Here is a 25,100-nt window from a genome sequence, read left to right on the forward strand (position 1 = left end):
AAACTTCGGTTCGGGCGAGCGTGTCAGCCGTCGAACGGCTTCGTCCGGCGCTCGTACTCGATTTCCGTCGAGACGGCGTCAGCGATTTCGGCTCCGAACTCGCGTTCGACGAGATGTAACGAGAGGTCGAGGCCGGAGGTGACGCCGCCCGCGGTGAGCACGTCGCCGTCGTCGACGACGCGCGCTTCGACGACTTCGGCGGCCGTCTCGTGGAGGTCGGAGAGCGCGCCGCCGTGGGTGACCGCGGGGCGACCGTCGAGGATGCCGGCGCGGGCGAGGAGCATCCCGCCGGTACAGACGCCGGCGACGGTCGTTCCGGCCTCGTGGAGCGCGGCGATGGCGTCGGGAATCTCGCCTTTCTCGGCTTCGGCCCACGCGCTCTGGTCGGCGCGGGAGTTCCAGCCGCCGCCGGGGACGACGAGCAGGTCCGGGCGGTCGGTCTCGGGGTCGAGAACGCCGTCGACGCCGACGCGCATCCCGTGGCTCGCGGTCACGAACTCGCGGTCGTCGAGTGCGACGAGTTCGGCCTCGCAGTCGGCCCCGGCCGCGCCGGCGTTCTGGAACACCTCGAACGGCGCGACGGCGTCGAGTTCGTCGAAGCCGTCGTAGAGGATGATAGCGACGTGCATGAACTCGGAGTCGGGTCCCGAGGACAAAGTCGTTCGTGCCGCGGCGACCGAGGGCAAAAAACAGCAGGCGGGGTCAGTCGTCGCTCAGTCGTCGCCGCGGGCGGCCTCGAACATCGAAATCGCGCGCTCGCGGCGCTCGGCGTGGTCCACGATGGGCTCCGGGTAGTCGGGTGCGAGCCGCTCGCGTTCGAGGTCGCTCAGTTCGTGCCACTCGTGGATAGTGTTGGCCGTCACGTCCGAGAGCTCGGGGACGTACCGCTTGATGTACTCGCCGTCGGGGTCGTAGCGCTCGCCCTGCGTCATCGGGTTGAAGATGCGGAAGTACGGCTGGGCGTCGGTTCCCGTCGAGGCGGCCCACTGCCAGCCGCCGTTGTCGTTGGCGGTGTCGTGGTCCGCGAGGTGCTCGCGGAAGTGCGCGTAGCCGTGTCGCCAGTCGCACAGCAGGTCCTTTGTGAGGAACGACGCAACGATCATCCGGACGCGGTTGTGCATGTACGCCTCCTCGCGAAGCTGTCGCATCCCGGCGTCGACGATGGGGTAGCCGGTCTTCCCCTCTTTCCACGCCGCGAGCTCCTCGGCGTCGTCGCGCCACGCGATGTCCTCCTCGTACTCCTTGTAGTTCTCCGTGACGACGTTCGGATGCTCTCGGAGGACGTGGGCGTAGAACTCCCGCCACGCCAACTGCGACTGGAACTCCTCGACCGACTCGTCTCTCTCGCCGCCGACGCCCTCGCGGGCCGCGGCGGTCGCCGCGTACACCTCGCGGATGCCGATGGTCCCGAACTTGAGGTCCGTCGAGAGCCGCGACGTGGCGTCCCGCGTCGGGTAGTCGCGGTCGTCGCCGTAGCGGTAGATTGCGTCCGCACAGAACGCCGACAGGCGCTCGCGGGCCGCCTCGGTCCCCGCCGACTGGACCGATGCCGACGGCTCCTCGAAGCCGAGGTCCGAGATGGTCGGGAGGCCGCCGACGGCGATGTCGAACTCGGCGTCGGCGTCGGAGAGGCTCCCTGCGGCGGTTTCGAGCGTCGCAGCGTCGGCGAGGTCGTCGGCGTCCGGTTCCGGGTACGGGTCGGGTTTGTCGCGGTCGCGCCACTTCTTCCAGAAGTAGGTGTAGACGGAGTACGTGTCGCCCGCGTTCGTCGTGATGCTCCCCGGCGGGTGGAAAATGGCGTCGTGGACCGGTTCGCGGGCGACACCGGCCTCGTCGAGGGCGAGTCGCACGTCCGCGTCGCGCTCGCGGGCGAGCCCGGAGTAGTCGATACCCCACACGGCCCGTTCCGCGTCGAGTGCCGCCGCGACCGCCGGCACGACCGTCCGGGGGTCGCCGCGGGCGACGAGCAGGTCGCTCCCGCGCTCTCGGTAGGCGTCGCGGAGCTCGGAAAGCGCGTCGAGCAGGTACCTGACGCGGGGCGCGCCGGCGTGGTCGAGCACGTCCCGGTCGAAGACGAAAAGCGGGGCGACGGGGCCCGCCTCCGCGGCCGTCGTGAGGCCGCGATTGTCCGCGACGCGCAGGTCCCGGCGGTGCCAGTGCAGTTGCATGTGCGCGCCTCAGGACGGCGGCTATGTGAATGTAGCGGCAGTCGGACGCCAACGGGCCGAAAAATCGGCCGACCGGCTCGTTCGACTGAACTTAATCGCTCGCTGTCGCTGGAAACGGTGTCCTACCGCGTCTCGCGGCGGCAGTCGCTCGTTTTCGGACACCCGTTGGCATGGATGTGGTACGATGGTCGACACTCGCGGCGGCGCGACTGTCGCGGGTAATGTGATGTTATCGACCGAATTCCGGGACGGGAGCACGTTTACGTTCTTGCTATCTGGTGTACCCGGTTCATACCTATACGGCGTCGTACCCACGGTTCTGGTATGTCCGGGCATCGCTGCCTTCCTGACTCCGGGGTCCGACAGCCGCGTCTCCGGTCTCCGCTCGTGTTTCCGCTCCTCCTCTTGACGTTCGTCTGCGGGACGCTCGGGTGGCTCGTCTGGGTCCCCTACGGCGCGTTCCTCGGCGTGCTCCCCCCCGTCGTCGTCTTCGGCTTCGCGTTCGTCGAACTCTCGTCGGCCTCGCCGTCGCCCCCGCAACTCCCGTCGGCGCGGCCGTCACCGCCGCTCTCGCTCGACGGCCGGGTCGACCTCGCGGCCGCCCTACACGTCGCGGGCGTCTTTTCGGCCGACGCGGACGACAGCCTCTCGCTGTCGCCGCAGTTCGCCGACGACTGGCGCGCCCGAATGCTCGAAGCCGACGGGCGAGATGGCGACCGCGAGGCGCTCGCGGCGCTTCTCGGCGTCAACTCGGACAGAATCGAGATGGGGTGGAACGAGCGGGGGCTGTTCGCGCGACTCGACCACGGAACCGTCGGTCGGTGGTCCTCCCGCGCCGCGTTCGTCGCCGACCGCACGGCGGTCGCGACGTTCCGCCGGTACTACCCCGAGTGGTGGCGGCTCTCGACGGCCGACCGGAACCGCGTCCTCGGGGCGCTTCGGCTGTGTCTCCGGACGTGCCCGACCTGTGACGGCGCGGTCGCGGTCGAAACCGAACGGGTGCGGACCCCCGACGGGACGAAACGGCACGTCTCGGCCGTCTGCCGGGACTGTGACGCGACGCTGTTCGACGGCGTGGTCGAGCAGTCGGCCGGCGAGCCGTCCGGGTCCGACGAGGGTGCCGGCGTGCACCCGCAGAACACGCGGTGAGCGGGGCGCAAGCGCGAGGCACGCCGCGCCCGACGACGCCGACGGGCCGGCGCGAGCGCGGGCCTCTCAGGGGAGCGAGTCGATGCCGTCGCGCCGCCCGTCGAGCACCGAAAAGCGCTCGCCGCGGCGTCGTTCGAGCCACCGGAGCAGGCGCTCTGCCCACCGAAGTTTCTGCGCTTTCATCGCGTCCACGGTCGGGTCGTCGAAGTCCCAGCCGGCGAAGACGAGCCGCTTCGCCCCGAGTTCGTCGGCGATGAAGGCCGCCCGGTCGCCGTCGGTGAAGCCGCCCCAGTTGACGACGGGACCGACGGGAGCCGCCTGCGTCGTCCCGAGGACGTGGTCGCCGTCGAACCGCGGCACCCACTCGCGGACCGCGGGGAGGTTATCGCCGTGGGCGTGAGCCGCGACGGGCACGCCCGATTCGGTCAGTTCGGCCGCCGTCTCGGGGTTCTTGTCGAGGTCGGTCACCATCAAATCGAGGTCGAACCCGGCGTCGCGGACCGCGTCGGCGGCGGTGGAGGCGGCGACGACGACGTCCGCGTCGAGGTCGTCGAGTCGGCCGAGTTCGGCGTCGAGCGTCGGGGCCGCCCCGCAGACGGCGACGGTCGCGCCCGCCCAGTCCAGTCGGTCGCGGTCGAACGGTTCCACGAGGTCCGCGAGCGCGTCTCTGGCGCGCTCGTCGCCGGTTCGGTCGAAGCCGAAGTCGTCGAGAATCCGCCCGTAGACGGGTTCCCACGTGGTGAAATCCATGGTGTAGCTGTCGCTCAGAATGTAACTGTATGGGCCGGAACGGCACTCGTGTACCCCTACCCGCGTGCCCTTCCGGCGTCCACAGGACCGTTTTAGAGTCGGATGGTATAAGTTTTCTCTTAGTAGAACGGTCAACGTCTGCCGAACGTCAGACGGCGAGACGGGTCTGTGAGGGGTTCACGCACCAGTTATCGCGTCGCCCGCTCGACCGTTTCGAGGGCGGCTTCGAGGGCGTCGGAGGCGTCCGTGACGAGCGTCGAAAGCCGGGCGAGCGCGGCGGGCGTCCCGACCAAGAGCGCCCCGGTGTCGCCGGCGGCCAAGACGGCTCCCGCATCACCGGCGGCGGCTTCGAGGGCCTCCCGGTCGTCGGCGCCGAGTCCTTCCAGTTCGAAGACGCGCGTGACGCTCTCGGCGGCGACCTCGCGGTTCGCGCCGACGCGGTCGAGGTGTCTGGCGGCCTCGCCGGTCGTCGTCACGTCGAGTTCCTCGACCGACACGTCGCCGGGGTCGCGGACGCGACGGCGCGTGAACTCGTGGCCGATGAGGGCGGCGTCGCGGGTCTCTTTCACGTCGTGGGTCCGGACGACGTGGGCACCGCGCTCGACCGCCATCGACGTGGCGGCGAGGCTGACGGGCAGGGCTTCCTCGGTCGAGCGGTCGGCCACGTCGCGGAGGAAGTTCTTGCGGTTGATGGAGACCAAGAGGGGGTGGCCGTAGCCGCGGAACTCCCGCAGGCGGTCGAACGTCTCGCGGTCGTGTTCGAGCGTCTTCGCCTCCGACCAGCCGCCGAAAGCGGGGTCGAGAATGGTCTTGTCGGTGAAGCCGTTCAGTTCGAGAGCGTCGTAGATGTCGTCGACCTCCTCGATTGCGCCGGGGCGGGTGAGGTCCGGGGGGCTCGCCATCTTGGCGACGGCGGCGTCGAACTCCTCGCAGACGCGGGGCATCTCCGGGTCGGCGAAGCCGCAGATGTCGTTGACCATGTCGAAGCCGCCGTCGAGCGCCGCCTCCGCGACCTCGTGGTAGCGCGTCTCGATGGAGAAGACGGCGTCGCCGGAGACGCTGTCGAGGACCGAAAGCGCCGTATCGAGGCGGTCGAGTTCGTCTTCGGCCGACAGCACGTCGAGGCGCTTGTTCGCGGATTCGAGGCCGATATCGACGATGTCGGCCCCCTCGTCGATGAGTTCGCGGTCGACGTACTCGGCGGCCTCGCTCGGGTCGTTGAACACGCTCGGCTTGTACGGGGACTCCTTGGAGACGTTCAGCACGCCCATGATTCGGGGCGGGTGGTCGTCGCCGATTTCGAGTCCTGCCGCATCGACGGTGCGCATACCCGTCGGTTGGACCACACGACTATATGCCGACCGGTCGCGGAAGGCGGGCAGCCAGCCCTGCGGCGCTCGTTCGCCGTCGCTCGCGGACGACTGACCGGCATCACGCCACTTTTATCCGCCGCTCGGCTACCTCGGACCATGGCGAAGGTCAGCGTCGGACTCCGCGGATGGCGCTTCGAAGAGTCCGAGATATTCACCGACGAGGGCGAGTTCAAACCGCTCGACGAGATTCCCGAGGACCCACGGGAGCGTCTCATGCGCCTCGTCTCGCTCGTCGAGGAGCCGTGCGACGCCTGCTATCTAATCCACGGCGACGAGGAGATACAGCAGTGCCGACAGGCCGCCATCGTCTACGGCGAGCCCCGCGAGGAGGTGCTTCTCTGCGAGCACCACGAGCCGGACTTCCTCTACTGGTTCCGCGAGGAGGACGGCCGCGACCTCGTCGGCGACGCGGTGTTCGCCGACGCCTTCCACGAGTGGTTCGCCGCCGGCGGCCGCGCGCCCGACGGCTACGGCGGGCTGGAGTACGTCGACACCGAACCCGACGAACTCCCGTCGCCGCCGGACGCCAACGAGATACAGCGCCGGCTGGAGGAGAACTTCGTCGAGGGCGAGCGTATCAACCTCCGCGACTACGGCCCCGGCGCGGACGACGAGGACGGGACGCCCCTGACCGAAGACGACCTCGACGGCGTCGACCTCGACACGGACTACCCGACGAAATGAGCGACGACCCAGACGACGGGGCCGCCGATGTTGCCGACGCCGCCGATACCGCCGATACCGCCAACGCCGCCACCGGTGACGCCGGGGACCGCGAGTTCGTCGTCGTCGTCGTCGAACCCGAGACGCCCGGCAACGTAGGGACCATCGCGCGGGCGATGAAGAACTTCGGCATCTACGACCTCCGCCTCGTCGACCCACCGGAACTGGACCCCGACGGCGAGGCCTACGGCTTCGCCGGCCACGCCCGCGAGGACGTGCTTCCGAACGCCACCGAGACGACCCTAGAGGAGGTCGTCGAGGAGTTCCACACCGTCGGGACGACCGCGGTCTCCCACGAGGACTCCACCCGGCACGTCCGCTACCCGTTCAAGACGCCGGTCGAAATCGCTGACTCGCTGGAGTCGGTGGAGACGAAGACCGCACTCGTCTTCGGCCGCGAGGGAACCGGCCTCGACAACGAGGAGTTGGCGATGCTCGACGAGGTCTGTTGTATCCCCGCCGACGACCGCTACCCCGTGCTCAACCTCGGGCAGGCGGCGACGCTTCTCATGTACGAACTTCGCCGGTTTACGGTCGAGGAGACGCAGCTACCGGATGTGGAGCGCGAGCGCGCCTCCGAGGCGGAAATCGAGGTCGTCTACCGCTTTTTCGACGAGTTGCTCGACGCCGTGGACTACCGCGAACACAAGCGAACCAAGACCTCGCGGATGATGCGCCGACTGCTCGGCCGCGCCCACCCGACAGAGCGCGAGGCCGCGACGCTGACGGGCGTGTTCCGCCGGGCCGCCGAGGCCGTCCGCGACCCGGACCGCTTCCGCGACGGCGACGACGAGAGCTGACGCGTCCGCGCTACTCCGCGTCGTCGTCCCGGCGGGCGAACATCACGTAGCTCACGAACGAACAGACTTTCTCGACCTCGCCCGACTCGCGCTCCGCGCGGGTCGTCGTCCGAATCTCCACGAGGCCGCGGCTGTCGGTCTCGACGGTCGTCTCCAGCACCTCGTTTTCCACGACGAGCGTGTCCCCCGGATACACCGGTTTCCACCAGCGAAGCTCGTCGACGCCTTTCGCGCCGAGGGCGGCCGAGTCACCGAGGAAGCCGTCCACGAGCAGGCGCATCGTCATCGCCGTGGTGTGCCAACCGCTGGCGATGACGCCGCCGTACATCGACTCGGACTCGGCGCGCTCCGGGTCGGTGTGGAACCACTGCGGGTCGTACTGTTCAGCGAACTCCAGCACCTCCGATTCGGTCACGTCGTACGCGCCGAACTCGTGGGTGTCGCCGGCCGCGAAATCCTCGAAGAACTGCATGACTGCCCTTCGGCCGGCCCCGTGGAGAAGGTAGCGGTGTCGGCGGTCCGGGCGGCGCACGCGGCCGACCGCACCCCCGTTTTCGTTCCCCCACCCCTGAGCGCCAGACAGCTTTTGCGGTCCGACCCCGTATCCCCACGCGAGATGGCAACGTCCCCGCGCCGCTCTCGCCTCCCGATGGTCGTCGTCGGCGTCGTCGTCCTCGCGTTCTACCTCTCGCTCAGCGCGCTCAGCGCGTTCGCGGTGGTGACGCTCTGGCGGCTTCGCCCCGACCCCGTAACCGCCGCCGTCGTCGGCGTCGCAGTCGCCGTCGTCCTCGGCTATCTGAGCTTCCGCTTCGGCACGGTACGCCTGCTCAGCCAACTCGACGCGCGGGATATGTCGCCCGCGGAGTCGCCGTCGGTCCACCGCCTCCGCGACCGCCTCGCCGAGCGGATGGACCTCGACCCGCCGACGCTGAAGCTCGCGCGCTTTGCCGCGCCGAACGCGCTGGCGCTCGACCCGATGGGCCGCGACGTGGTCGTCCTCGACGCCTCGCTGTTCCGCCTCCTCGACGCCGACGAGTTCGAGGCGCTGCTCGCGCACGAACTCGCGCACCTCGAACGGAAAGACGGGCTGGTCCAGTCGCTCGTGGCGAGCGTCCTCCAGACGGTCGTCGGCGTCGGCTACCTGTTCGTCTCGCCGGTGACGTTCCTGACGACGGGCGTCGCCCTCGGCTCGGCGTGGATGCGCGGCCGGCCGGGGTCGTGGACCGAGACGCTCGCCGGGCGGATTCGCCTCCGACTGGACGAGTTCGTCGGCCTGTTCGGCTTCGGCCTCACCGTGTTCGTCCGGTCGCAGTCGAGAAAGCGGGAGTTCGCCGCCGACGCGCGGGCCGCCGAGGTGACGGACAAGCCGATGGCGCTCGCGTCGGCCCTGCGGAAGTTAGAGCGGGCCTCCCGGCCGCAACACGGCCTGTCGCCGCTGTGGGTGTACGGCGAGGTCGAGGTCGAAGACTCGGTGTCGGACCTGCTTTCGACCCACCCCTCGACCGACGAGCGCGTGGAGCGACTGGCCGCGATGGCCGACGAGTCGATGACGCGAATCGAGGTGCGCTGAGATGCCCGGCTCGCCCGACCCGGTGCTCGGCAACTGGCTCCTCACCCACGTCGTCGCCGTCGCCGCCGCGCTCGGCACCGTCGCCGTCGTCTACGCGACCCGCGCCCGGAGCGCCCGAAGCTTCCTGACGCCCGCGGCCCTCGGCGGCGGCTACGCCCTCGCCACGCTCGCCGTCTGGACCGCGGCCCGACTCGCCACCGACGCGGTCCCCTCGGGGCTGGTCGAAGACCCGCTGACCGCGGCGGGCTTCCTCGGCGTTTCGTTCCTCCTGCTCGCCGGGTTCGTCGTCGTTTCGGCCCTGTTGTTCGCCCGCCGGGGGCTGGTCGCGCCACTCGTCGGCCTGTTCGGCGTCACGGAACTCGTCTGGTGGGCGTTCCTCCACGTCCGCGGCGAGACCGATGCGCTCGGGATGTTCCTCATCTTCGGGCCGGTGCTGTTGGTGCTTCTCGTCGTCGCGGCCGGCGTCGAGTTCGCGGGGCGGTGGGGCTGGCGGCGGTTCGTCCGCGGTAGCGGGCACTCGGCGTCGTGAGAACGGGGAGAAGAGACGGCCGGCGAGACCGGTTCGGACTACCTCAGGCGCGCTTTTGAATCTCCTCGCGGAGCACGTCGCTGACGACTTCGCCGTCGGCTTTGCCGCGGAGCGCGCCCATCGCCTCGCCCATGAGCGCGGAGAACGCGCCCATACCTTGCTCTTCGACCTGGTCGGCGTTGCGCTCGACGACCCCGGCGATGGCCTCGCGGACCTCGTCCTCGGAGACGCCGGAGAGGCCGGCTTCCTCGACGGCCTCCTCGGCCGTGAGGCTCGGGTCCGCGGCGATGGTGGCGAGCACGTCGTTGACGCCCTCCTTGGCGAGGTCGCCGTCCTCGACGAGGCGCATGACCGCGAGCAGGTGGTCGTCGGTGAGTTCGGAGACGGCCACGTCGTCGCGGCGGAGTTCGGTCAGCGTCGATTCGAGCAGCCCCGCCGCGAACGTCGCGTCGATGCCGGCGTTCACGGCCTCCTCGAACAGCGGCATCGTCCGGCCGTAGGCGACCTGCTCCGCGAGGCCGGCGTCGAGGCCGAACTCGGCTTGGTAGCGGTCGACCTTCTCGGTCAGGAGTTCGGGCGTCTCCACGTCGCTCGGGTCGAGGTCGACGGGGGGAACGTCCGTCTCGGGGTACATCCGGGCCGCGCCGGGGAGCGGGCGGAGGTAGCGCGTCGTGCCGTCGTCGTTGGCCCCGCGGGTCTCCTCGGGGACCTCCTCGATGGCGACCGCGGCGCGTTCTGCGACCGCGTCGATGGCGAGGTCGGCCGTCTCGGGGTCGTCGGCGACGATGGCGACCGCGTCCTCGGGGCCGGCATCGACCGCCTCGCGGAGCGCCTCGACCTCGGCCTCGGTGACGCCGTAGGCCGGGAGTTCGTCGGTGTGGAAGATGCCGCCCGCGCCGTGGCGCTTGGCGTGGTCGGAGAGTTCGGTGCCGAGGCGGCGGTCGGGCTGGAGTTCGCGGCCGACGAGGCCGTCGAAGCCGTACAGGGGGACGGCCGTGACCTTCCCGCCGGCGTCGAGCGCGCCGCGGATGACGCCGGAGTCCGAGTCCTCGAACACGTCGGTCACGTCGGCCACGTCGCCGACGGAGGCGTCGCGCGACTGGAGTTCGTCACGAATCTCGACGAGTTCCGCCTGTCGGCCGACCTCGAAGCGGACGATTTCGTCGATTTGGTCGAGCGCCTGCACGCCCTTGATTTCGACGCGCGCGCCGTCGGCGATGGAGACGTTTACGTCCTGCCGGATGGTGCCGAGACCGCGTTTGACCTTGCCGGTCGAGCGCAGGAGCATCCCGATGGTCTGGGCCGCATCCCGGGCCTGCTCGGGCGAGGAGATGTCCGGGCCGGTCCCGATTTCGACGAGCGGGATGCCGAGGCGGTCGAGACTGTATAGGACGCCGTCGTCTCGCTCTTCGACGCGCTGGGCGGACTCCTCTTCGAGCATGAGGTCCACGACGGAGACGGGGCCCTCGCTGGTCTGAATCTCGCCTTCCTGCGCGATGAGCGAGGAGCGCTGGAACCCCGAGGTGTTCGAGCCGTCGATGACGAGTTTGCGCATGACGTGCGCCTCGTCGACGACGTTCATGTCGAGCAGTTCGGCAATCTGCATGGCGACCGTCCGCGCCTCGTGGTCGAGTTCGTGCGGCGGCTCGTCGTCCTCTTCGACCAGACAGGTCGAGTCGTACGCGAGATACTCGAACTCGCGTTCGACGCGGCTCTCTTCGAGCGCGGCGTCGTCGAGTTCGCCCAGTTCGCTCTTGGTCGGATGGAGGAAGCGCGTGAACGTGCGCGCCGCCTCGTCGGGCTCGCGGAGGTCGGTCGGACACCCGCAGAACAGCTTCGTCTCGGTGTCGAGTTGCTGGTGAATCTCCAGCCCAGCCACGAGGCCGAGGTCCTCGTAGTCGTAGTCGTACTCGGTCATTGGTACTCCCTGCGTTCGGGGGGAGTAAAAAAGGATTCAGTCTGCCGTCAGAGACGGCGCAGACCCTCGCCGATACCTTCCACCTGTTCACACTCGGGACAGACGTACGTCCACCCGTCGTTCGTCGCTCGTCCCTCCGGGAATACGGCCCCACAACCTCGACACTCCAACATGTCTCGCCCGCGGGCCCGCTGCTGTTGCAGTCCGGCCATACTGGTATAATCGTCAAAATCAAGCTTCAAAATACCGGTTTTCGAGCTTTCGTGACAGTTCTTCGCTCGCGAGTGACTGTCACGGCGTCGCGGGGGTGCGATTGCTACCGCGACCCGAGTAAATATAACCGCCTCTCGGGCTGAACTGACCGAATTCGTCGAGCGCGCGCCTCGAATCGGTGCACTCGCCCGCCCGCACCGAAGTGTCAAAAATTAGACTGCTTTTCGGGCGGGCTCAGTCGTCGCCGAGGATGCCGCGGTGGGTCATCTTCTCGGGGTCGAGCACCTCGTCGGCTTCCGCCTCGGTGAGGTAGCCCTCGTCGACGGCGACCTGTCGGACGCTCTTGTCCTCAGCGAGCGCCTTTTTCGCGACCTTCGAGGCCTTGTCGTAGCCGATTGCGGGGTTGAGCGCCGTCGCCAGCGCCATCGACTGTTCGACCCGCGTCTCGCAGTGTTCCTCGTTGGCTTCGAGTTTGGCGACGAACCGCTCGGCGAACACCTCGGAGGAGTTCGCCAGCAGCTTCGCTGATTCGAGGAAGTTGTGCGCGAGAACGGGCTTGTAGAGGTTGAGGTCGATTTGGCCCTCCGCCGCGCCGGCGGAGACGGCGGCGTCGTTGCCGACGACCTGCTTGTGGACCTGGTTGACCGCCTCCGCGACGACCGGGTTGATTTTCCCGGGCATGATGGACGAGCCGGGCTGGTTCTCCGGCTGTTCGAGTTCGCCGAGGCCGTTGCGCGGGCCGGACGCCAAGAGCCGGAGGTCGTTGGCGATTTTGTTGAGGGAGCCGGCGACCGTGCGGAGCGCGCCGTGGGCCTCGCTCATCGCGTCGTGGGCCGCCTGCGCCTCGAAGTGGTTGTCGGCCTCGCGGAACTCGACGCCGGTCTCCTCGGTCATGTACTCGGCGGCCTTCGCCGGGAACTCGGGGTGGGTGTTCAGTCCCGTACCGACCGCGGTGCCGCCGAGCGCGAGTTCGCCGAGGTGCTCGCGGACGTTCTCGACGCGGCGGATACCCTTTTCGACCTGCGTGCGGTAGCCGCCGAACTCCTGTCCGAGGCGGACGGGCGTGGCGTCCTGCAAGTGGGTTCGGCCGGTCTTGACGACGCCGTCGAACTCGGCTTCCTTGTCGCCGAGCGCCGCGGCGAGCGTCTCCAGCGCGGGAAGCAGGTCCTTCTCGACGGCTTCGAGGGAGGCGACGTGCATGGCCGTCGGAATCACGTCGTTGGAAGACTGGCCGAAGTTGACGTGGTCGTTCGGGTGGACGACGCGGTCACCGATGCCCTCGCCCATAATCTCCGCGGCGCGGTTGGCGATGACCTCGTTGGCGTTCATGTTCGAGGACGTGCCCGAACCGGTCTGGAACACGTCGACGGGGAACTGGTCGTCGAGTTCGCCGGCGATGACCTCGTCGGCGGCCTCGACGATGGCGGCCGCGACGTCCTCGTCTATCATGCCGAGGTCGCGGTTGGCCTGCGCGGCGGCCTTCTTCACCACGCCGAGCGCACGGACGAACCGCCGCCCGAAGGTGATGCCGGAGATAGGGAAGTTCTCGACCGCCCGCTGGGTCTGTGCGCCCCAGTAGGCGTCGACAGGCACTTCCATCTCGCCGAGACTGTCCCGCTCGATTCGATAATCATCGTCGCCCATGATTCGGGGGTCGTTTTGGCAGGAGGTAAAATCCATTGGTCCGTGCGCCTCACTGACAGCCGCGACCGTCGGCGGTCGCGCGGCGCGTCAGTCGGCGCGTCGGCCGACATGCCAACCGCGGCGACCGCGGCGGCCGCGACGGTTCGGTCACTCCTCGCGCGCCGCGTACTCCTCGGGCGTGTACGTCTTCAGCTCCATCGCGTGGATGTCCGTCGTCATGTGGTCGCCGAGGGCGTCGTAGACGAGCTGGTGCTGTTGGACGAGCGACTTCCCCTCGAAGGCGGGCGAGACGACGACGGCGGCGTAGTGGTCGTCCTCGTGGTCCTGGTCGACCGTTCGCGGCCGCGAGACCGTCGCGTCGGCGTCCTCGATGTGCGATTCGATGAGGTCCTCGATGGCGGCGAGTTCCATGTGCGTACTGGCGGCCCGCGCCGGGAAAAAGCGTCCGGGAGGTGGCGACCGCGCTCGCGGAGGTTTTTATCGCGGGACGACGCACCTCGGGTCGTGACTGACGCGACACCCACCGCCGGACCCGAGGAGGCCGTCCGCGTGCTCCGCGACGACCACGAGCGACTGCTGACCGTCGTCGACCAGTGCGCCACCGCCGTCACCGCGGAGTGGGACGGCGATTCCGTGACGGACCGCGAGCGCGTCGTGCCCCCGTTCAGGCGCGCGCTCGACGGCTCCGGCGCGCTGTCTCGCCTGCCGCGGGCGCTCGCGGATGCGGTGACGGCTACCGGCCGACCGATGGCCGCGCCGCCCGTCGCAGCCCCGCCCTACGTGGTCGTCTCCGGCGAGGGGGTCGTCCTCCGCGCCAACCTCGGCGACGGCCGACTGGTGGTGCTCCTCCGGACGTTCGAGGTTGACCGTGACGGCGACGGTGGCGGCAACGGTCACGGCGACGGCGGCGACAGTGAACCCCACCGCTACCGCCGCATCGACGGCGTCGAAATCGAAGCCGAAATCGTCTGAGTCTGGTCTGGTCTGGTCGGAGCGGGGCGGGTCGCTCTCGCCCGCGATTACATCTGGTAGCGGCGCACGTCGTCCCGCGGCGGGGCCTGCGACTGCCCGGTCATCTCGTCGTAGGTCATCCCCGCGAGGTACTCGTCGTAGGTCACGTCGTAGCCCTGCCGGAGGTGGAAGTCGAGTTGGCCGCGGTCGAGTTCCGACTGGAACAGCGCGTGGACCGCCCGGCGGACGAGTTCGTCCGCGTCGTCGGGGTCGAACAGGGCGACGAGCATGGCGAGTTCGTGTCGCGTCTCGCGGTCGAGCGACACGTCGAGGCTGTCGTCGAGGTCTCCGTAAGCCGCGTCAACGTCGTCTGTGAGTTCGTCGAGCGTCATCGCCCGGCGATGGGGCCGTCACGGGGATACGCGTTTCGACCGCGCGGGAAGGACCGCGCTCCGGCATCGCCACGGCTAAACGCCGGCCGTCCCAAGCCGGGGCGATGAGCGACGCGTCGTCCGAACTCCCCGCCGACCTCGACCGCGAAGCAGTCCAGTCCGCGCTCACCGAGTGGTACGAGGCCGACCACCGGGACTTCCCGTGGCGGCGCACCGACGACCCCTACGAGATTCTCGTCTCCGAGGTGATGAGCCAGCAGACCCAACTCGGCCGCGTGGTCGAGGCGTGGGAGGCGTTCCTCGACGAGTGGCCGACGACGGTCGACCTCGCGGCGGCCGACCGCGCCGACGTGGTCGGCTTCTGGACGGACCACCGACTGGGCTACAACAACCGCGCGAAGTACCTTCACGAGGCCGCCCGGCAGGTCGAAGAGGACCACGGCGGCGAGTTCCCCCGGACGCCCGACGGCCTCTCGGAGCTGATGGGGGTCGGCCCCTACACCGCCAACGCGGTCGCCTCGTTCGCCTTCAACAACGGCGACGCGGTGGTCGACACCAACGTCAAGCGGGTGCTGCACCGCGCCTTCGCGGTCCCCGACGACGACGCGGCGTTCGAAGCCGCCGCCTCGGAACTCATGCCCGACGGCGAGTCCCGCGTCTGGAACAACGCCATCATGGAATTGGGGGGCGTGGCCTGCGGGAAGACACCCACCTGCGACGAGTCCGGCTGTCCGTGGCGGCGGTTCTGCCACGCCTACGAGACCGGCGACTTCACCGCGCCCGACGTGCCGACCCAGCCGAGTTTCGAGGGGAGCAGGCGGCAGTTCCGCGGGCGGGTCGTCAGAGTTCTCGGTGAGTACGACGACCTCGGCCTCTCGGAGTTGGGGCCGCGGGTCCGCGTCGACTACGGCGGCGACACGGGTGCGGAGTGGCTCCGCGGCCTCGTGGACGACCTCGAATCCGACGGCCTCGTGGATGTCGCGGAGGGCGACGACGGCGTCCGCGTCTCGCTGGCGAAGTAGCGCCGCCCTCCGGGCGATTCCTCTCCTACGGCACTTTCAGATAGGCGTCGCCGGCGGCCTGTCGCGTCACGAGTTCACCGACGCCCGAGGGGACCACCTCGACGCCGTCGGCTAGGCGGTCGGTGTCGACGCCGCGGCCGTCGAGGGAGTTCCGACAGACGCAACAGCGGATGCCGGCCTCGAAAAGCGGGTCGAGGCGGTCGCGGACGGGCGAGTCGTCGAGAAACAGGAGCGCCGCGTCGCCGTTGGCAAGGAGCGTGACCGCGCCCGCCTCGACCGTCTCGTCGTCGAGCAGGTTTCGGACGTTGCGGATGGCGTGCCGCCAGTCACCGAGGTCGGCGCTGGAGACGTGGAAGACGACGTTCACGGTTGGTTTTTGCGGTCCGGGTTCCTGTGTGTTGCGCCCGTCCGACACGCCCAGATGCGGCCGACGGGGTTTTCACGCAGTCACGGAGACACAGGATATGACGCAGCCACACGTGGTCGCCGTCTGCGGCAGCCTCCGCGACCACAGCTACACCCGATTGGCGCTCGAACACGTCCTCGCAGGCGCGTCCGCCGCCGGCGGAACGACGGAACTCGTGGACCTCCGCGAGTACGACCTCCCGCCGCTCGACGCCGACTTCGACGAGCGGGGCGGCTCGGCCGAACTCGTCCGCGTCGTCGACGGCGCGGACGCGGTCATCCTCGGGACGCCGGTCTACCACGGCTCGTACTCCGGAATCCTCAAGAACGCCCTCGACTACTGCGGCTTCGACGAGTTCGGAGAGAAGACCGTCGGCCTACTCGCCGTCGCCGGTGGGTCGTTCCCCGTGACCGCCCTCGACCACCTCCGGTCAGTCTGTCGGTCGCTGAACTCGTGGGTGCTTCCCCATCAGGTCGCGATTCCCCGCGTCTCCTCGTCGTTCGACGGCGACGACATCACGAACGAGGACCTCCGCGAGCGGGTCGAACGACTCGGCCGAGACGCGGTCGTCTACGCCAACATCGAGCCGGAGCCGCCGACGTTCGAAAGCGGCGAAAACGCCGGCGCTGACGACTGAATCGCCGTCACGAGCTATCCGTCCACCCATCTGCCATCGGGCGTCGAACCGCGGAGCCGACCCGTCTCGACGCCCGACGGTCGCCGCAGATGAACAATCGTTTTGACCCTCCTCGTCCCCCAGTCAGGATATGCACGCCATCACGCAGAGCGGATGGATAGAGGTCATCTCCGGCTCTATGTTCTCGGGGAAGACGGAGGAACTCCTCCGACGCCTCCGCCGGGCCGAAATCGCCGGGCAGGAGATTTCGGTGTTCAAGCCCCAACTCGACGACCGCTACGGCGAGACGACCGTCGGCTCGCACGCCGGCCGGTCGTGGGAGGCGAGCGTCGTCCCCTCCGAGGGCGAGGGCGTCTGGCAAATCGCCGACGAACTCAACGGCGAGGACGTGGTCGCCATCGACGAGGCGAACTTCTTCTCGGCCGAACTGGTCGACGTGTGCGAGGCGCTGGCCGCCGACGGCAAGCGCGTCGTCGTCTCGGGGACCGACCAGACGTTCCGCGCCGAGCCGTTCGACCCGCTTCCGCAACTGATGGCGCTCGCCGAGTACGTCGACAAGCTTCAGGCCATCTGCACCGTCTGCGGCGAGCCGGCGACCCGGAACCAGCGGCTCATCGACGGCGAGCCCGCGCACGTCGACGACCCGACCATCCTCGTCGGCGCGGAGGAGTCCTACGAGGCGCGGTGCCGGAACTGTCATACCCTCCGGCGCGACTAGAGGCTAGCGTGACTACTTGGGTCGAAACCCCACGGGAGGGCCGCGACCGCGGGCTGGCCGGCCTCCTCCGCGCGTGGGTCGCCGTGGTCGCTCGCCCCCGCCAGTTCTTCCGCGACGGCGTCGCCCCCGGCGACCAAGCGCCCGGGCTGGTGTTCGCCATCGCGGTGGCGCTCGTCTATCAGGGCCTCGGGTACGCCCTCGCGCCGGCGACGATTCCGGCCATCGAGGGCGGCCCGGTCGTCTCGGCGCTCGTCGCCCTGCTCGTCGTCGCGCTGTTCGTCGCGCCGGCGTTACTCCACCTGACGGCGGCCATGCAGACGGCGCTTCTCATCCCGCTTCTGTCCCGCCGCGCGGGAGTAAGCGAGACGGTGCAGGTCATCGCCTACGCCGCCGCGCCCTGTGCCTTCGCCAGCCTTCCGATTCCCGGCGTTCGCGCCCTCTGTGCGGTTTACGGGGCGGTACTCCTCGTCGTCGGCATCAGCGAGGTCCACCAGACGACGGTGCCGAAAGCCGCGGTCGCGGCGGCCGTCCCCGCCGGCGTGGTGTTCGGTTACGCCTTCGGCGGCTTCCGCGCCCTCTCGGAACTCGCCGCCGCGCTCGCTCTCGTCTGAACCATTCTCCCCCGTATTTCGCCCGTTTCGACCGACCGAGCGCCGATTTCTCGCCCGCGAACGCGCGAATCTTCCCTGAGCGTTTTTCGACAATCGTTTTAGTTAGGGGTTGTTTGCTCAACGCAATGGATTGGATTACGCACGAGGAGGACGTCTGGTTCGAATTCCGGGGCAATAGCCCCCACCAGCTCGTCCCCGGCCGATTTTACAAAGGCACCGTCGACGGCTACGCCGACTTCGGTGTCTTCGTCGACCTCGCTTCGAACGTGACCGGCTTACTGCACCGCAGCGAACTCGACCGCCGCCTCGAATCCCTCGACTGGGAGCCGGGCGACGAGGTGTTCGTTCAGGTGAAGAACGTCCGCGACAACGGCAACATCGACCTCGGCTGGTCGATTCGCCAGTCCGACTCCGAGTTCCGCGGCGCTCGCATCCACGACCCCGACGGCGACGCCGACGGCCAGCCCGTCGAGCAGGAAGCCGAGAGCAGCGGTCCGACGACCGTCAAGACGCGCCCGAAGACGGGCAAGACGACGAAGCCCGCCGGCGTGAGCACGTCGTCCGAGACGGTCGAAGACGAGTCTGCGTCCGACGCCGACGCGGAGTCCGAACAGGACGCCGAACCCGAACCCGAACCCGAACCCGAGCAGGACGACGCGCCCGAGTCCACGTCCGACGCCGGAGACGAGGACCGCGCGCCGACCGCCGGCGACGTGGTTGACGACATCGCCGCAAACGGCGAGTCCGAGCAGGAAGCCGACGCGGAGCCGGAGCCCGAGAGCGACTCGGAGCCCGAACAGGACGCCGAACCCGAACAGGAAGTCGAAACCGAGCCCGACGCTGACGACGCCGCCGACGAGGCGGAGCGCGTGACGCTCGCCAGCATCGACGACCGCGTCGGCGACGTGATTCGCGTCGAGGGCGAAATCGCCAGCGTCCGCCAGACCGGCGGCCCGACGGTGTTCGAACTCCGCGACGAGACGGCCATCGCAGACTGCGCGGCGTTCGTCGAGGCCGGCGTCCGCGCGTACCCCGAAGTCGAAGTGGGCGATTACGTCCGCATCGACGGCGAGGTCGAGCGCCGCCGCGGCGAACTCCAAATCGAGACCGAGGAGCTGACGATTCTCGACGGCGACGAGGCCGACACCGTGGCCCAGCGCCTCGCGGACGCCCTTTCGGACGAGGCCCGCCCGGACGCCGTCGCGCCCCTCGCGGCCCACGAACCGGTTGCCGCCGTCGGCAAGTCGCTGCTCGACGCCGCGGAGGCCATCCGCCGCGCCGTCCTCGAATCGCGCCCCATCGTCGTCCGCCACACGGCCACCGCCGACGGCTACGTCGCCGGCGCCGCCGTCGAGCGCGCCGTGCTCCCGCTCATCCGCGAGGAGCACCCCCGCGACGACGCCGAGTACCACTACTTCACCCGTCGCCCGCTCGAAGAGGCCGTCTACGGCATGGACGCCGCCACGAACGACGTGACGCGGATGCTCGAAGACCGCGACCGCCACGACGAGAAGCTCCCGCTCGTGCTTCTCCTCGGTGCCGGTTCGACCGCCGAATCGCTCGACGGTCTCGGCCTGCTCGGCGTCTACGGCTCCGAGCGCGTCGTCGTCGACGCCGCGCCCGCCGACGACGAGGTCGCCGCGGAAGTCGACGTGCTCGTCAACCCCGCCCGCGAGGGGGCCGACGCCCGCGACCTCTCGGTCGGCGCGCTCGCCTCCACGCTTTCCGTCGCCGTCAACGACGACGTGCGCGACGACGTGTCGCACCTCCCCGCGGTCAGCTACTGGGAGAACTGCCCGCAGCAGTATCTCGACCTCGCGGAATCGCACGGCTTCGACGCCGACCGCGTCCGCGAACTCCGCGAGGCCGTCGCGCTGGAAGCCTACTACCAGTCGTATCAGGACAAGCGCGAACTCATCGCAGACCTGCTGTTCGACGCCGACGAGGGCCTCGCCGGCCACGTCTCCGAGCAGTTCCGCATCAAGCTCGAAGACGAAATCGAGACGGCGCAGGCGAACCTCGAACGTCGCGAGGTCGGTGCCATCTCCGCGGCCGTCCTCGACTCCGACGCTTACAGTCACCGCTTCGACTTCCCGCCGACGGGCCTGCTCGTGGACGAACTCCACCGCCGCACCCGTGAGGGCGACGCCTTCGTGACCGTCGCGCTCGGCATGGACGAGCTCTACCTCCGCGCCACGGGCGACCTCGACCTCCGCGCGGTCGTCGAGTCGGCCGCCGAAAAAGCGCCCGCCGCCGGCCTCGCCGCCGCGGGCATCCGCGAAGGCCGCATCGAGTTCCTGACCGGCGCGCGCGACGAGGCGCTCGAAGCCGTCCTCGACGCCGCCGCCGAGCAGTTCTAAGCCGCAATCCAGACTCCTCCTCGCGCGGTTCGACGGAGGGCCCTATTCTAGCCTCCCGAGCGACACGCTTATCCACGAAACGACCCGATTCGCGCCCATGAACCGTCACCACGTCGCTGAACGGGAGGTGTGTCCGTGAGCGCCGAGACCGAGACGGAGTCCGAGGCGTTCGAGCGGACCTGCGAGGCGCTCGTCGAGCGCATCCTCGCGGGCGACGTCGACCGCGACGACCTCGAATCCGCAAAGCTCGACGCCTGTTCGGAACACTCCTCGCCGAAGGTTCCGAAGAACGCCGAGATTCTGCAGTACGCCCCGGAAGACCGCCGCGAGGAGGTCAAAGAGGTCGTCCAGCGCAAGCCCGTGCGCACCGCCTCCGGCGTCTCGCCGGTCGCTATCATGACCTCGCCGCACATGTGCCCCCACGGGAAGTGCCTCTACTGTCCCGGCGGACCCGCCAGCGAGTTCTCCTCGTCGCAGTCGTACACGGGCCACGAGCCCGCGGCCGCCCGCGGCGTCCAGAACGACTACGACCCCTACGGGCAGGTCACGCTCCGCCTCGAACAGCTTCGGCACATCGGCCACCCCGTGGACAAGGTCGAACTCATCCTGATGGGCGGGACGATGACCGCCCGGAGCCACGACTACCAGGAGTGGTTCGTCAAGCGGGCGCTCGAAGCGATGAACGACTACGACCTCGACAAGGAGCCCGAACCGGCCGAAGACCGGTCGTTCAAGCCCGACCCCGAGGATGTCGAGTTCAAGTACATCGAGGACGTCATCGCGGAAAACGAGACGAACGACATCCGCAACATCGGGACGACGTTCGAGACGAAACCGGACTGGTGCGACCCCGAGCAGATCGACCGGATGCTCGATTTGGGCGCGACGAAGGTCGAAGTCGGCGTCCAGACGACCTACGAGCGCATCAACCGCGAGATGCACCGCGGCCACGGCGTGCAGGCCTCCATCGACGCCAACCGCCGCCTCCGCGACTCGGCGTTCAAGGTCGGCTTCCACATGATGCCCGGCCAGCCGGGGATGACCAAGGAGATGTGTCTGGAGGACTTCCGCCAGCTGTTCGAAAACAGCGACTGGCGCCCCGACTACCTCAAAATCTATCCGACGCTTATCGTCCGCGACACCATCACCTACGACATGTGGCGGCGCGACGAGTACGAGCCGCTGAACAACGAGGAGGCAGCCGACATCGTCGCGGAGGTCATGGGCATGATTCCGAAGTACACCCGCCTCCAGCGCGTCCAGCGGGACATCCCCGCGGACTTCATCGACGCCGGCGTCTGGAAGTCCAACCTCCGGCAACTGGCCGCCCAGCGCGCCGAGGAGCGCGGTATCGTCCAGCGGGACATCCGCGCCCGCGAGGTCGGGATGAACGAGGCCGACCCGGACCCCGAGCGCATCGAACTCGACGTGATGACCTACGAGGTCGCCGGCGGGACCGAGCACTTCATCTCGTTCGAAGACCCCGTCGAGGACCTGCTCGTCGGCTTCTGCCGCCTCCGATTCCCCGGCAATCCGGTCCGCCGCGAGCTTCAGGACGCGGCGCTCGTCCGCGAACTCCACGTCTACGGCTCCGAGGCGGGCATCGGTGCCGACGGCGACTGGCAGCACAAGGGCTACGGGAAGAAGCTCCTCGCCCACGCCGAGGAACTGTCCCGCGAGGCCGGCTACGACAAGATTTCGGTCATCTCGGGCATCGGCGTCCGGCAGTACTACAAGCAGAAACTCGGCTACCATCAGGACGGGCCGTACGTGTCGAAGCGGTTGTAGCCGACGAGCGCTCTCCTGCCGATTCTCATTCCTGAGTGTCGCTCCGTCACGCTTTTACTGTCTGACCCATCGCACACGGTAAGATGGCACCACAGGGGGGTGCGGCGGGTTCGGGGCAGGCGGCGACGTGGCTTCAGGACCTCCGCTCGACGCTCGCACAGTTCGTTTCGACAGAAGAGCGACTCGGTATCTCGGCGGCGCTCGTGGCGCTCGCGCTCGGTATCGCGGTCTTTCTCGCGCCGCGGCTCGTCTCGCGGGCGACCGCCGAACTCCGGACGCGGGTGTTGGCCCATCCGCGAGTCCCGGACGCCGTCACCGACGCGGCGTGGCTGTTTCCCGCGACGGTCGTCGTCCGGACGCTCCAACTCGCGGTGTTCGTCGGCGCGGCGCTCTCGCTGTTGCTCCTCTGGGGCTACACCGGCCTCGCCGCGGACCTCACCGAACTGCTCGCCGTCGCGGTGCCGAACGCCGCCAAACTCGGGCTGACGGTCGCGCTGTTCGCCGGGGCGCTCGTCGGGACGAACGTCCTCGAAGAGAAATTGGACTCGTACGCGACGGCCTCCGACAACATCAACGCCCACCAGCAGGGCATCGTCTTCCGCGTCCTCCAACTGGTTGTCCTCCTCGCTGTCGGGATGGCGGCGCTCACGGTCTGGCAGGTCAGAATCGGCGGCCTGCTCGTCGGTGCTGGCTTCCTCGGTATCGTGGTCGGGATGGCCGCGAGACAGACCCTCGGGTCGCTCATCGCGGGCTTCGTGCTCATGTTCTCCCGGCCGTTCGAACTGGGAGACTGGGTCGAAATCGACGACGCCGAGGGCATCGTCACCGACATCACCATCATCAACACCCGCCTGAGCAACGCCGACGGCGAGACGGTCGTCTTCCCAAACGACCGCGTGACCAACGCGAAGATAACGAACCGGACGAAGCGCAACCGCCTCCGGCTCCGCCTCGACGTGGGCATCGACTACGAGGCCGACATCGAACGCGCCGAGTCGGTGGCCGAGGAGGCGCTTTCCGACCTCAAGTTCGTCGAGGGGGTGCCGAAGCCGCAGGTGATGCCGACGACGTTCGGTGACTCCGCCATCGGCCTCCAACTGCGTTTTTGGATTACGAACCCCTCGGCTCCGCGCCGTGCGCAGGCGAAAGCCGAGGTGCTTCGGAGCGTGAAACTCGCCTTTGACCGTGAGGGAATCAAGATACCCTACCCGCAGCGCGAACTGCTCGCCCGCGAGGAGGCCGACGGCTTCCAGTTACGGGAGGACCGCCGCAGTCGGCCGGTCGAGACGTCGGTTTCGGAGGACTAGGCGTCGTTACAGCGACTTCCGCATCTCGACGTGCGGAATCCCGGCCTCGTCGAACTCGTCGCTCGTCGTCTCGTAGCCGAGACCGCGATAGAACCCCTCGGCGGTCGTCTGGCCGTGGAGGAGAAGCGAGTCGAAGCCGCGCTCGCGCGCCTCGGCTTCGAGCGCCTCCATGAGTCGCCGCCCCCAGCCCTCGCCGCGGGCCGATTCGAGGACGGCGACGCGCTCGACTTTGCCGACGCCGGGTTCGTACTCGCGCAGTCGGGCCGCGCCGACCGCGTCGCCGCCGCGGGAGGCGACGAAGTGGACCGCCTCGGCGTCGGGGTCGTCGTGTTCGTCCCACTCCAGTTCCTCGTCGACGCCCTGTTCGTCCACGAAGACGGCCTTGCGGACGGCGAAGGCGTCGTCGCGTTCTGCGTCGTTGGCGGCGACGCGAACCTCACTGTTGGTCATCGCCGGACGTTTCGTGGGGCGCTACCTGACGATTTCGGAGCGGCCGCGCGAGCTGACCCCGACCGGGGTGCGTCACACTGGGACGGTCAGTCTGCCGACGACACGATATCCCGGAGCCCGTCTGCCGACCGTGCCCACACCCCGTCGTCGAAGTCGACTGCGTCGTTCCACTTCGCGACGACGCTCGAAACGGCCAAATCGCCGGTGACGTTGTTCATCGTCGCGATTCGGCCGAGAATCGGGTCGACACCGGCGACGAACCCGACGACCTCCAGCGGCAGCCCCACCTGCGTGAGGACGACAGTCAACATCACGAGCCCCGCACCGGGGACGCCCGCGGTCCCGATGCTAATCAACACCGCCACCAGAAGGACGAGCACCTGCTCGGAGAGCACGAGCGGTTGTCCGACGACGTTTGCGGCGAACACGACGGTTATCGCCTGTCGAATCGCAGCCCCGTCCATATTTGCGGTTGCTCCGACCGGGAGCGCAAACGAGTAGACACGCTCGTCGATTCGAAGGTCCTCTTCTGCGTTCTGCATCGTCACGGGGAGCGTCCCGCTGGACGAGCGGGTGGCGAACGCCGTCACCATCGCGTCTTTCGCGCCCGCGAGGAACGCGACCGGCGAGACGTTCATCACCAGTCCCATCAGCAAGAACAGATACGTGATGACGATGTGCGCGACGACGGCGACAGCGACGGCCAGCACCAACTCACCGAGCGAGGAGAACACGCCGATACCTTCGGTGCCGATACCGGACGCCATCAGCGCGAAGATACCGACGACACCGTATTCGAGGACACCACGGACGATGACGAACAGCGCTTCCGTGCCGACTTCGAAGGCAGCGAAAATCGAATCGACAGTCTCAGCGAGGTCGTCCTGCCGTGCTCGGACGTACGTGAGCGCGATGCCGAAGGTGATGACGAAGAAGACTGTCGCCAACAGGTTCCCCTCGGCCAGCGCAGTCACGGGGTTACTGGGGACGATTCCCAGGAGAACGTCCGTCAGCGACGGCGGCGCTTGCGATTTGGCTTCCGCGTCGAGAAACTCGACTCCTCGCCCCGGTTGCAGGATGTTCGCGACGGCGAGGCCGATGAGACCGGCGATGGTCGTCGTCACCGCGTAGAGCCCGACCGTCGAGCCGCCGATTTTCCCCAGCTGAGCGGGCGAAAGTTGGCGAATCCCCGAGAGAAGTGTGAAGACGATGATGGGGATGATGAGCATGTTGAGCAACCGGATGAACAGCTCGCCTAACGGGCTGACCACGGCCATCCGTTCCCCGAAGAGGATACCCGCCGCCGAACCGGCGACGAACGCGACGAAGATACGATAGATGAGCGGGACCGAGCGATACTCGTCCCACGCGGTTCGTACTGTCCCGAGCATACCCCAGCAACGGCGTCCCCTTTCAAAAGGGCAGTTCTCCCCACCGCTCCTGCGCCTATCTACAACAGTTACGTACCGCCGCGTGATAGCCGTCGACTGACATGTAACGGTCGAAACGGCCGATAGACGGGGGATTCGGCGTCAGCTCGGCTCGCAGTGACGCCCCCGCCGTCGGTCTCGGAGACGACTACACTTCGTAGCTATGGACAAAATTTGCTGCTTCGAACGGC

At 68.6% G+C, this 25,100-nt stretch carries 26 protein-coding genes; 13 read left to right on the top strand and 13 right to left on the bottom strand.

Annotation, left to right across the window (positions count from 1 at the left end):
• Window positions 1-23 precede the first annotated feature (23 nt).
• Both ACSR87_RS01370 and ACSR87_RS01375 read right to left on the bottom strand, forming a co-directional pair.
• Window positions 24-629: a DJ-1/PfpI family protein gene (locus ACSR87_RS01370; RefSeq protein WP_498529243.1), complete on the bottom strand. Its 606-nt coding sequence runs from the start codon at window positions 627-629 to the stop codon at window positions 24-26.
• 84 nt (window positions 630-713) lie between these two features.
• A complete protein-coding gene (locus ACSR87_RS01375; RefSeq protein WP_498529244.1) occupies window positions 714-2,168 on the bottom strand; it encodes a cryptochrome/photolyase family protein in 1,455 nt (484 codons plus the stop codon).
• Window positions 2,169-2,555: 387 nt separating this feature from the next.
• Between ACSR87_RS01375 and ACSR87_RS01380 the strand changes: the two genes are divergently transcribed.
• Complete coding sequence (locus ACSR87_RS01380; protein WP_498531012.1) at window positions 2,556-3,317, top strand: DUF8054 domain-containing protein; 762 nt, start codon at window positions 2,556-2,558, stop codon at window positions 3,315-3,317.
• Window positions 3,318-3,383: 66 nt separating this feature from the next.
• Here the strand turns inward: ACSR87_RS01380 and ACSR87_RS01385 are convergent, their stop codons facing one another.
• The gene (locus ACSR87_RS01385) at window positions 3,384-4,067 is read right to left on the bottom strand and encodes a 6-hydroxymethylpterin diphosphokinase MptE-like protein (protein WP_498529245.1); all 684 of its coding nucleotides are present in this window, start codon (window positions 4,065-4,067) and stop codon (window positions 3,384-3,386) included.
• Window positions 4,068-4,255: 188 nt separating this feature from the next.
• Window positions 4,256-5,395 carry a dihydropteroate synthase gene (locus ACSR87_RS01390; protein ID WP_498529246.1) on the bottom strand — a complete coding sequence of 380 codons (1,140 nt, stop codon included), beginning with the start codon at window positions 5,393-5,395 and terminating at the stop codon, window positions 4,256-4,258.
• Between the two features lie 141 nt (window positions 5,396-5,536).
• Between ACSR87_RS01390 and ACSR87_RS01395 the strand changes: the two genes are divergently transcribed.
• Window positions 5,537-6,124, top strand: a complete 588-nt coding sequence (locus ACSR87_RS01395; RefSeq protein WP_004044724.1) for a DUF8114 family protein — start codon at window positions 5,537-5,539, stop codon at window positions 6,122-6,124.
• Window positions 6,121-6,963: an RNA methyltransferase gene (locus tag ACSR87_RS01400; protein ID WP_498529247.1), complete on the top strand. Its 843-nt coding sequence runs from the start codon at window positions 6,121-6,123 to the stop codon at window positions 6,961-6,963. The genes ACSR87_RS01395 and ACSR87_RS01400 overlap by 4 nt, the downstream gene beginning before the upstream one ends.
• Window positions 6,964-6,973: 10 nt before the next feature.
• Here the strand turns inward: ACSR87_RS01400 and ACSR87_RS01405 are convergent, their stop codons facing one another.
• Window positions 6,974-7,435 carry a MaoC family dehydratase gene (locus ACSR87_RS01405; RefSeq protein WP_008576333.1) on the bottom strand — a complete coding sequence of 154 codons (462 nt, stop codon included), beginning with the start codon at window positions 7,433-7,435 and terminating at the stop codon, window positions 6,974-6,976.
• Window positions 7,436-7,612: 177 nt separating this feature from the next.
• Here ACSR87_RS01405 and ACSR87_RS01410 point away from each other — a divergent pair, with 177 nt between their 5' ends.
• Window positions 7,613-8,533, top strand: a complete 921-nt coding sequence (locus ACSR87_RS01410) for a M48 family metallopeptidase (RefSeq protein ID WP_498531013.1) — start codon at window positions 7,613-7,615, stop codon at window positions 8,531-8,533.
• A gap of 1 nt (window position 8,534) precedes the next feature.
• On the top strand, window positions 8,535-9,062 hold the full coding sequence (locus tag ACSR87_RS01415; RefSeq protein WP_498529248.1) for a hypothetical protein: 528 nt from the start codon (window positions 8,535-8,537) through the stop codon (window positions 9,060-9,062).
• A 43-nt stretch (window positions 9,063-9,105) separates the two neighbouring features.
• Here the strand turns inward: ACSR87_RS01415 and gatE are convergent, their stop codons facing one another.
• The 4 genes from gatE to ACSR87_RS01435 all read right to left on the bottom strand — a co-directional run bounded on the left by gatE (window position 9,106) and on the right by ACSR87_RS01435 (window position 13,248).
• Window positions 9,106-10,980 carry a Glu-tRNA(Gln) amidotransferase subunit GatE gene (gene gatE, locus ACSR87_RS01420; protein ID WP_498529249.1) on the bottom strand — a complete coding sequence of 625 codons (1,875 nt, stop codon included), beginning with the start codon at window positions 10,978-10,980 and terminating at the stop codon, window positions 9,106-9,108.
• 47 nt (window positions 10,981-11,027) lie between these two features.
• Complete coding sequence (locus tag ACSR87_RS01425) at window positions 11,028-11,192, bottom strand: HVO_2901 family zinc finger protein (RefSeq protein WP_013035362.1); 165 nt, start codon at window positions 11,190-11,192, stop codon at window positions 11,028-11,030.
• Between the two features lie 235 nt (window positions 11,193-11,427).
• A complete protein-coding gene (locus ACSR87_RS01430; RefSeq protein WP_006601578.1) occupies window positions 11,428-12,837 on the bottom strand; it encodes a class II fumarate hydratase in 1,410 nt (469 codons plus the stop codon).
• 147 nt (window positions 12,838-12,984) lie between these two features.
• Window positions 12,985-13,248 (bottom strand): BolA family protein, encoded by a 264-nt coding sequence (locus tag ACSR87_RS01435; RefSeq protein ID WP_004044717.1) that lies wholly within the window; start codon window positions 13,246-13,248, stop codon window positions 12,985-12,987.
• A gap of 93 nt (window positions 13,249-13,341) precedes the next feature.
• On the opposite strand from ACSR87_RS01435, the gene ACSR87_RS01440 reads away from it, so the two are divergent.
• Complete coding sequence (locus ACSR87_RS01440) at window positions 13,342-13,809, top strand: DUF7988 family protein (RefSeq protein ID WP_498529250.1); 468 nt, start codon at window positions 13,342-13,344, stop codon at window positions 13,807-13,809.
• Window positions 13,810-13,856: 47 nt separating this feature from the next.
• Here ACSR87_RS01440 and ACSR87_RS01445 read toward each other — a convergent pair whose 3' ends face one another.
• Window positions 13,857-14,180, bottom strand: a complete 324-nt coding sequence (locus ACSR87_RS01445; RefSeq protein WP_498529251.1) for a ribbon-helix-helix protein — start codon at window positions 14,178-14,180, stop codon at window positions 13,857-13,859.
• A gap of 104 nt (window positions 14,181-14,284) precedes the next feature.
• On the opposite strand from ACSR87_RS01445, the gene ACSR87_RS01450 reads away from it, so the two are divergent.
• A complete protein-coding gene (locus tag ACSR87_RS01450) occupies window positions 14,285-15,202 on the top strand; it encodes an HhH-GPD family protein (protein WP_498529252.1) in 918 nt (305 codons plus the stop codon).
• Between the two features lie 25 nt (window positions 15,203-15,227).
• Here the strand turns inward: ACSR87_RS01450 and ACSR87_RS01455 are convergent, their stop codons facing one another.
• On the bottom strand, window positions 15,228-15,569 hold the full coding sequence (locus ACSR87_RS01455; RefSeq protein WP_498529253.1) for a DsrE family protein: 342 nt from the start codon (window positions 15,567-15,569) through the stop codon (window positions 15,228-15,230).
• 97 nt (window positions 15,570-15,666) lie between these two features.
• On the opposite strand from ACSR87_RS01455, the gene ACSR87_RS01460 reads away from it, so the two are divergent.
• The 6 genes from ACSR87_RS01460 (at window position 15,667) to ACSR87_RS01485 (ending at window position 23,029) form a co-directional block, all read left to right on the top strand.
• Window positions 15,667-16,245, top strand: coding sequence for an NADPH-dependent FMN reductase (locus ACSR87_RS01460; protein ID WP_498529254.1), 579 nt, complete (start codon window positions 15,667-15,669; stop codon window positions 16,243-16,245).
• Between the two features lie 130 nt (window positions 16,246-16,375).
• Entirely contained in the window at window positions 16,376-16,963 is a 588-nt protein-coding gene (locus ACSR87_RS01465; protein ID WP_498529255.1) for a thymidine kinase, read from the top strand.
• Window positions 16,964-17,046: 83 nt separating this feature from the next.
• Entirely contained in the window at window positions 17,047-17,574 is a 528-nt protein-coding gene (locus ACSR87_RS01470; RefSeq protein ID WP_498531014.1) for a YIP1 family protein, read from the top strand.
• 125 nt (window positions 17,575-17,699) lie between these two features.
• Window positions 17,700-19,934, top strand: coding sequence for an exonuclease RecJ4 (gene recJ4 / locus ACSR87_RS01475; protein WP_498529256.1), 2,235 nt, complete (start codon window positions 17,700-17,702; stop codon window positions 19,932-19,934).
• A gap of 129 nt (window positions 19,935-20,063) precedes the next feature.
• Complete coding sequence (locus tag ACSR87_RS01480; RefSeq protein WP_498529257.1) at window positions 20,064-21,722, top strand: tRNA uridine(34) 5-carboxymethylaminomethyl modification radical SAM/GNAT enzyme Elp3; 1,659 nt, start codon at window positions 20,064-20,066, stop codon at window positions 21,720-21,722.
• An 83-nt stretch (window positions 21,723-21,805) separates the two neighbouring features.
• Window positions 21,806-23,029 (top strand): mechanosensitive ion channel family protein, encoded by a 1,224-nt coding sequence (locus ACSR87_RS01485; RefSeq protein WP_498529258.1) that lies wholly within the window; start codon window positions 21,806-21,808, stop codon window positions 23,027-23,029.
• 6 nt (window positions 23,030-23,035) lie between these two features.
• Here the strand turns inward: ACSR87_RS01485 and ACSR87_RS01490 are convergent, their stop codons facing one another.
• Together ACSR87_RS01490 and ACSR87_RS01495 are read right to left on the bottom strand one after the other, a co-directional pair.
• Window positions 23,036-23,479, bottom strand: a complete 444-nt coding sequence (locus ACSR87_RS01490; protein WP_498529259.1) for a GNAT family N-acetyltransferase — start codon at window positions 23,477-23,479, stop codon at window positions 23,036-23,038.
• 86 nt (window positions 23,480-23,565) lie between these two features.
• Window positions 23,566-24,870 carry a dicarboxylate/amino acid:cation symporter gene (locus ACSR87_RS01495; RefSeq protein ID WP_405310755.1) on the bottom strand — a complete coding sequence of 435 codons (1,305 nt, stop codon included), beginning with the start codon at window positions 24,868-24,870 and terminating at the stop codon, window positions 23,566-23,568.
• Window positions 24,871-25,100: the final 230 nt, after the last annotated feature.

This window comes from Haloferax sp. SDI50 (genome assembly GCF_059802635.1).

Bases quoted from the DNA above. Each gene is read 5' to 3' on its own strand.
- ACSR87_RS01370 (WP_498529243.1), bottom strand. From the start codon at position 629: ATGCACGTCGCTATCATCCTCTACGACGGCTTCGACGAACTCGACGCC.
- ACSR87_RS01375 (WP_498529244.1), bottom strand. From the start codon at position 2,168: ATGCAACTGCACTGGCACCGCCGGGACCTGCGCGTCGCGGACAATCGC.
- ACSR87_RS01385 (WP_498529245.1), bottom strand. From the start codon at position 4,067: ATGGATTTCACCACGTGGGAACCCGTCTACGGGCGGATTCTCGACGAC.
- ACSR87_RS01390 (WP_498529246.1), bottom strand. From the start codon at position 5,395: ATGCGCACCGTCGATGCGGCAGGACTCGAAATCGGCGACGACCACCCG.
- ACSR87_RS01395 (WP_004044724.1), top strand. From the start codon at position 5,537: ATGGCGAAGGTCAGCGTCGGACTCCGCGGATGGCGCTTCGAAGAGTCC.
- ACSR87_RS01400 (WP_498529247.1), top strand. From the start codon at position 6,121: ATGAGCGACGACCCAGACGACGGGGCCGCCGATGTTGCCGACGCCGCC.
- ACSR87_RS01405 (WP_008576333.1), bottom strand. From the start codon at position 7,435: ATGCAGTTCTTCGAGGATTTCGCGGCCGGCGACACCCACGAGTTCGGC.
- ACSR87_RS01410 (WP_498531013.1), top strand. From the start codon at position 7,613: ATGGTCGTCGTCGGCGTCGTCGTCCTCGCGTTCTACCTCTCGCTCAGC.
- ACSR87_RS01415 (WP_498529248.1), top strand. From the start codon at position 8,535: ATGCCCGGCTCGCCCGACCCGGTGCTCGGCAACTGGCTCCTCACCCAC.
- gatE (WP_498529249.1), bottom strand. From the start codon at position 10,980: ATGACCGAGTACGACTACGACTACGAGGACCTCGGCCTCGTGGCTGGG.
- ACSR87_RS01425 (WP_013035362.1), bottom strand. From the start codon at position 11,192: ATGGCCGGACTGCAACAGCAGCGGGCCCGCGGGCGAGACATGTTGGAG.
- ACSR87_RS01430 (WP_006601578.1), bottom strand. From the start codon at position 12,837: ATGGGCGACGATGATTATCGAATCGAGCGGGACAGTCTCGGCGAGATG.
- ACSR87_RS01435 (WP_004044717.1), bottom strand. From the start codon at position 13,248: ATGGAACTCGCCGCCATCGAGGACCTCATCGAATCGCACATCGAGGAC.
- ACSR87_RS01445 (WP_498529251.1), bottom strand. From the start codon at position 14,180: ATGACGCTCGACGAACTCACAGACGACGTTGACGCGGCTTACGGAGAC.
- ACSR87_RS01450 (WP_498529252.1), top strand. From the start codon at position 14,285: ATGAGCGACGCGTCGTCCGAACTCCCCGCCGACCTCGACCGCGAAGCA.
- ACSR87_RS01460 (WP_498529254.1), top strand. From the start codon at position 15,667: ATGACGCAGCCACACGTGGTCGCCGTCTGCGGCAGCCTCCGCGACCAC.
- ACSR87_RS01465 (WP_498529255.1), top strand. From the start codon at position 16,376: ATGCACGCCATCACGCAGAGCGGATGGATAGAGGTCATCTCCGGCTCT.
- recJ4 (WP_498529256.1), top strand. From the start codon at position 17,700: ATGGATTGGATTACGCACGAGGAGGACGTCTGGTTCGAATTCCGGGGC.
- ACSR87_RS01485 (WP_498529258.1), top strand. From the start codon at position 21,806: ATGGCACCACAGGGGGGTGCGGCGGGTTCGGGGCAGGCGGCGACGTGG.
- ACSR87_RS01490 (WP_498529259.1), bottom strand. From the start codon at position 23,479: ATGACCAACAGTGAGGTTCGCGTCGCCGCCAACGACGCAGAACGCGAC.
- ACSR87_RS01495 (WP_405310755.1), bottom strand. From the start codon at position 24,870: ATGCTCGGGACAGTACGAACCGCGTGGGACGAGTATCGCTCGGTCCCG.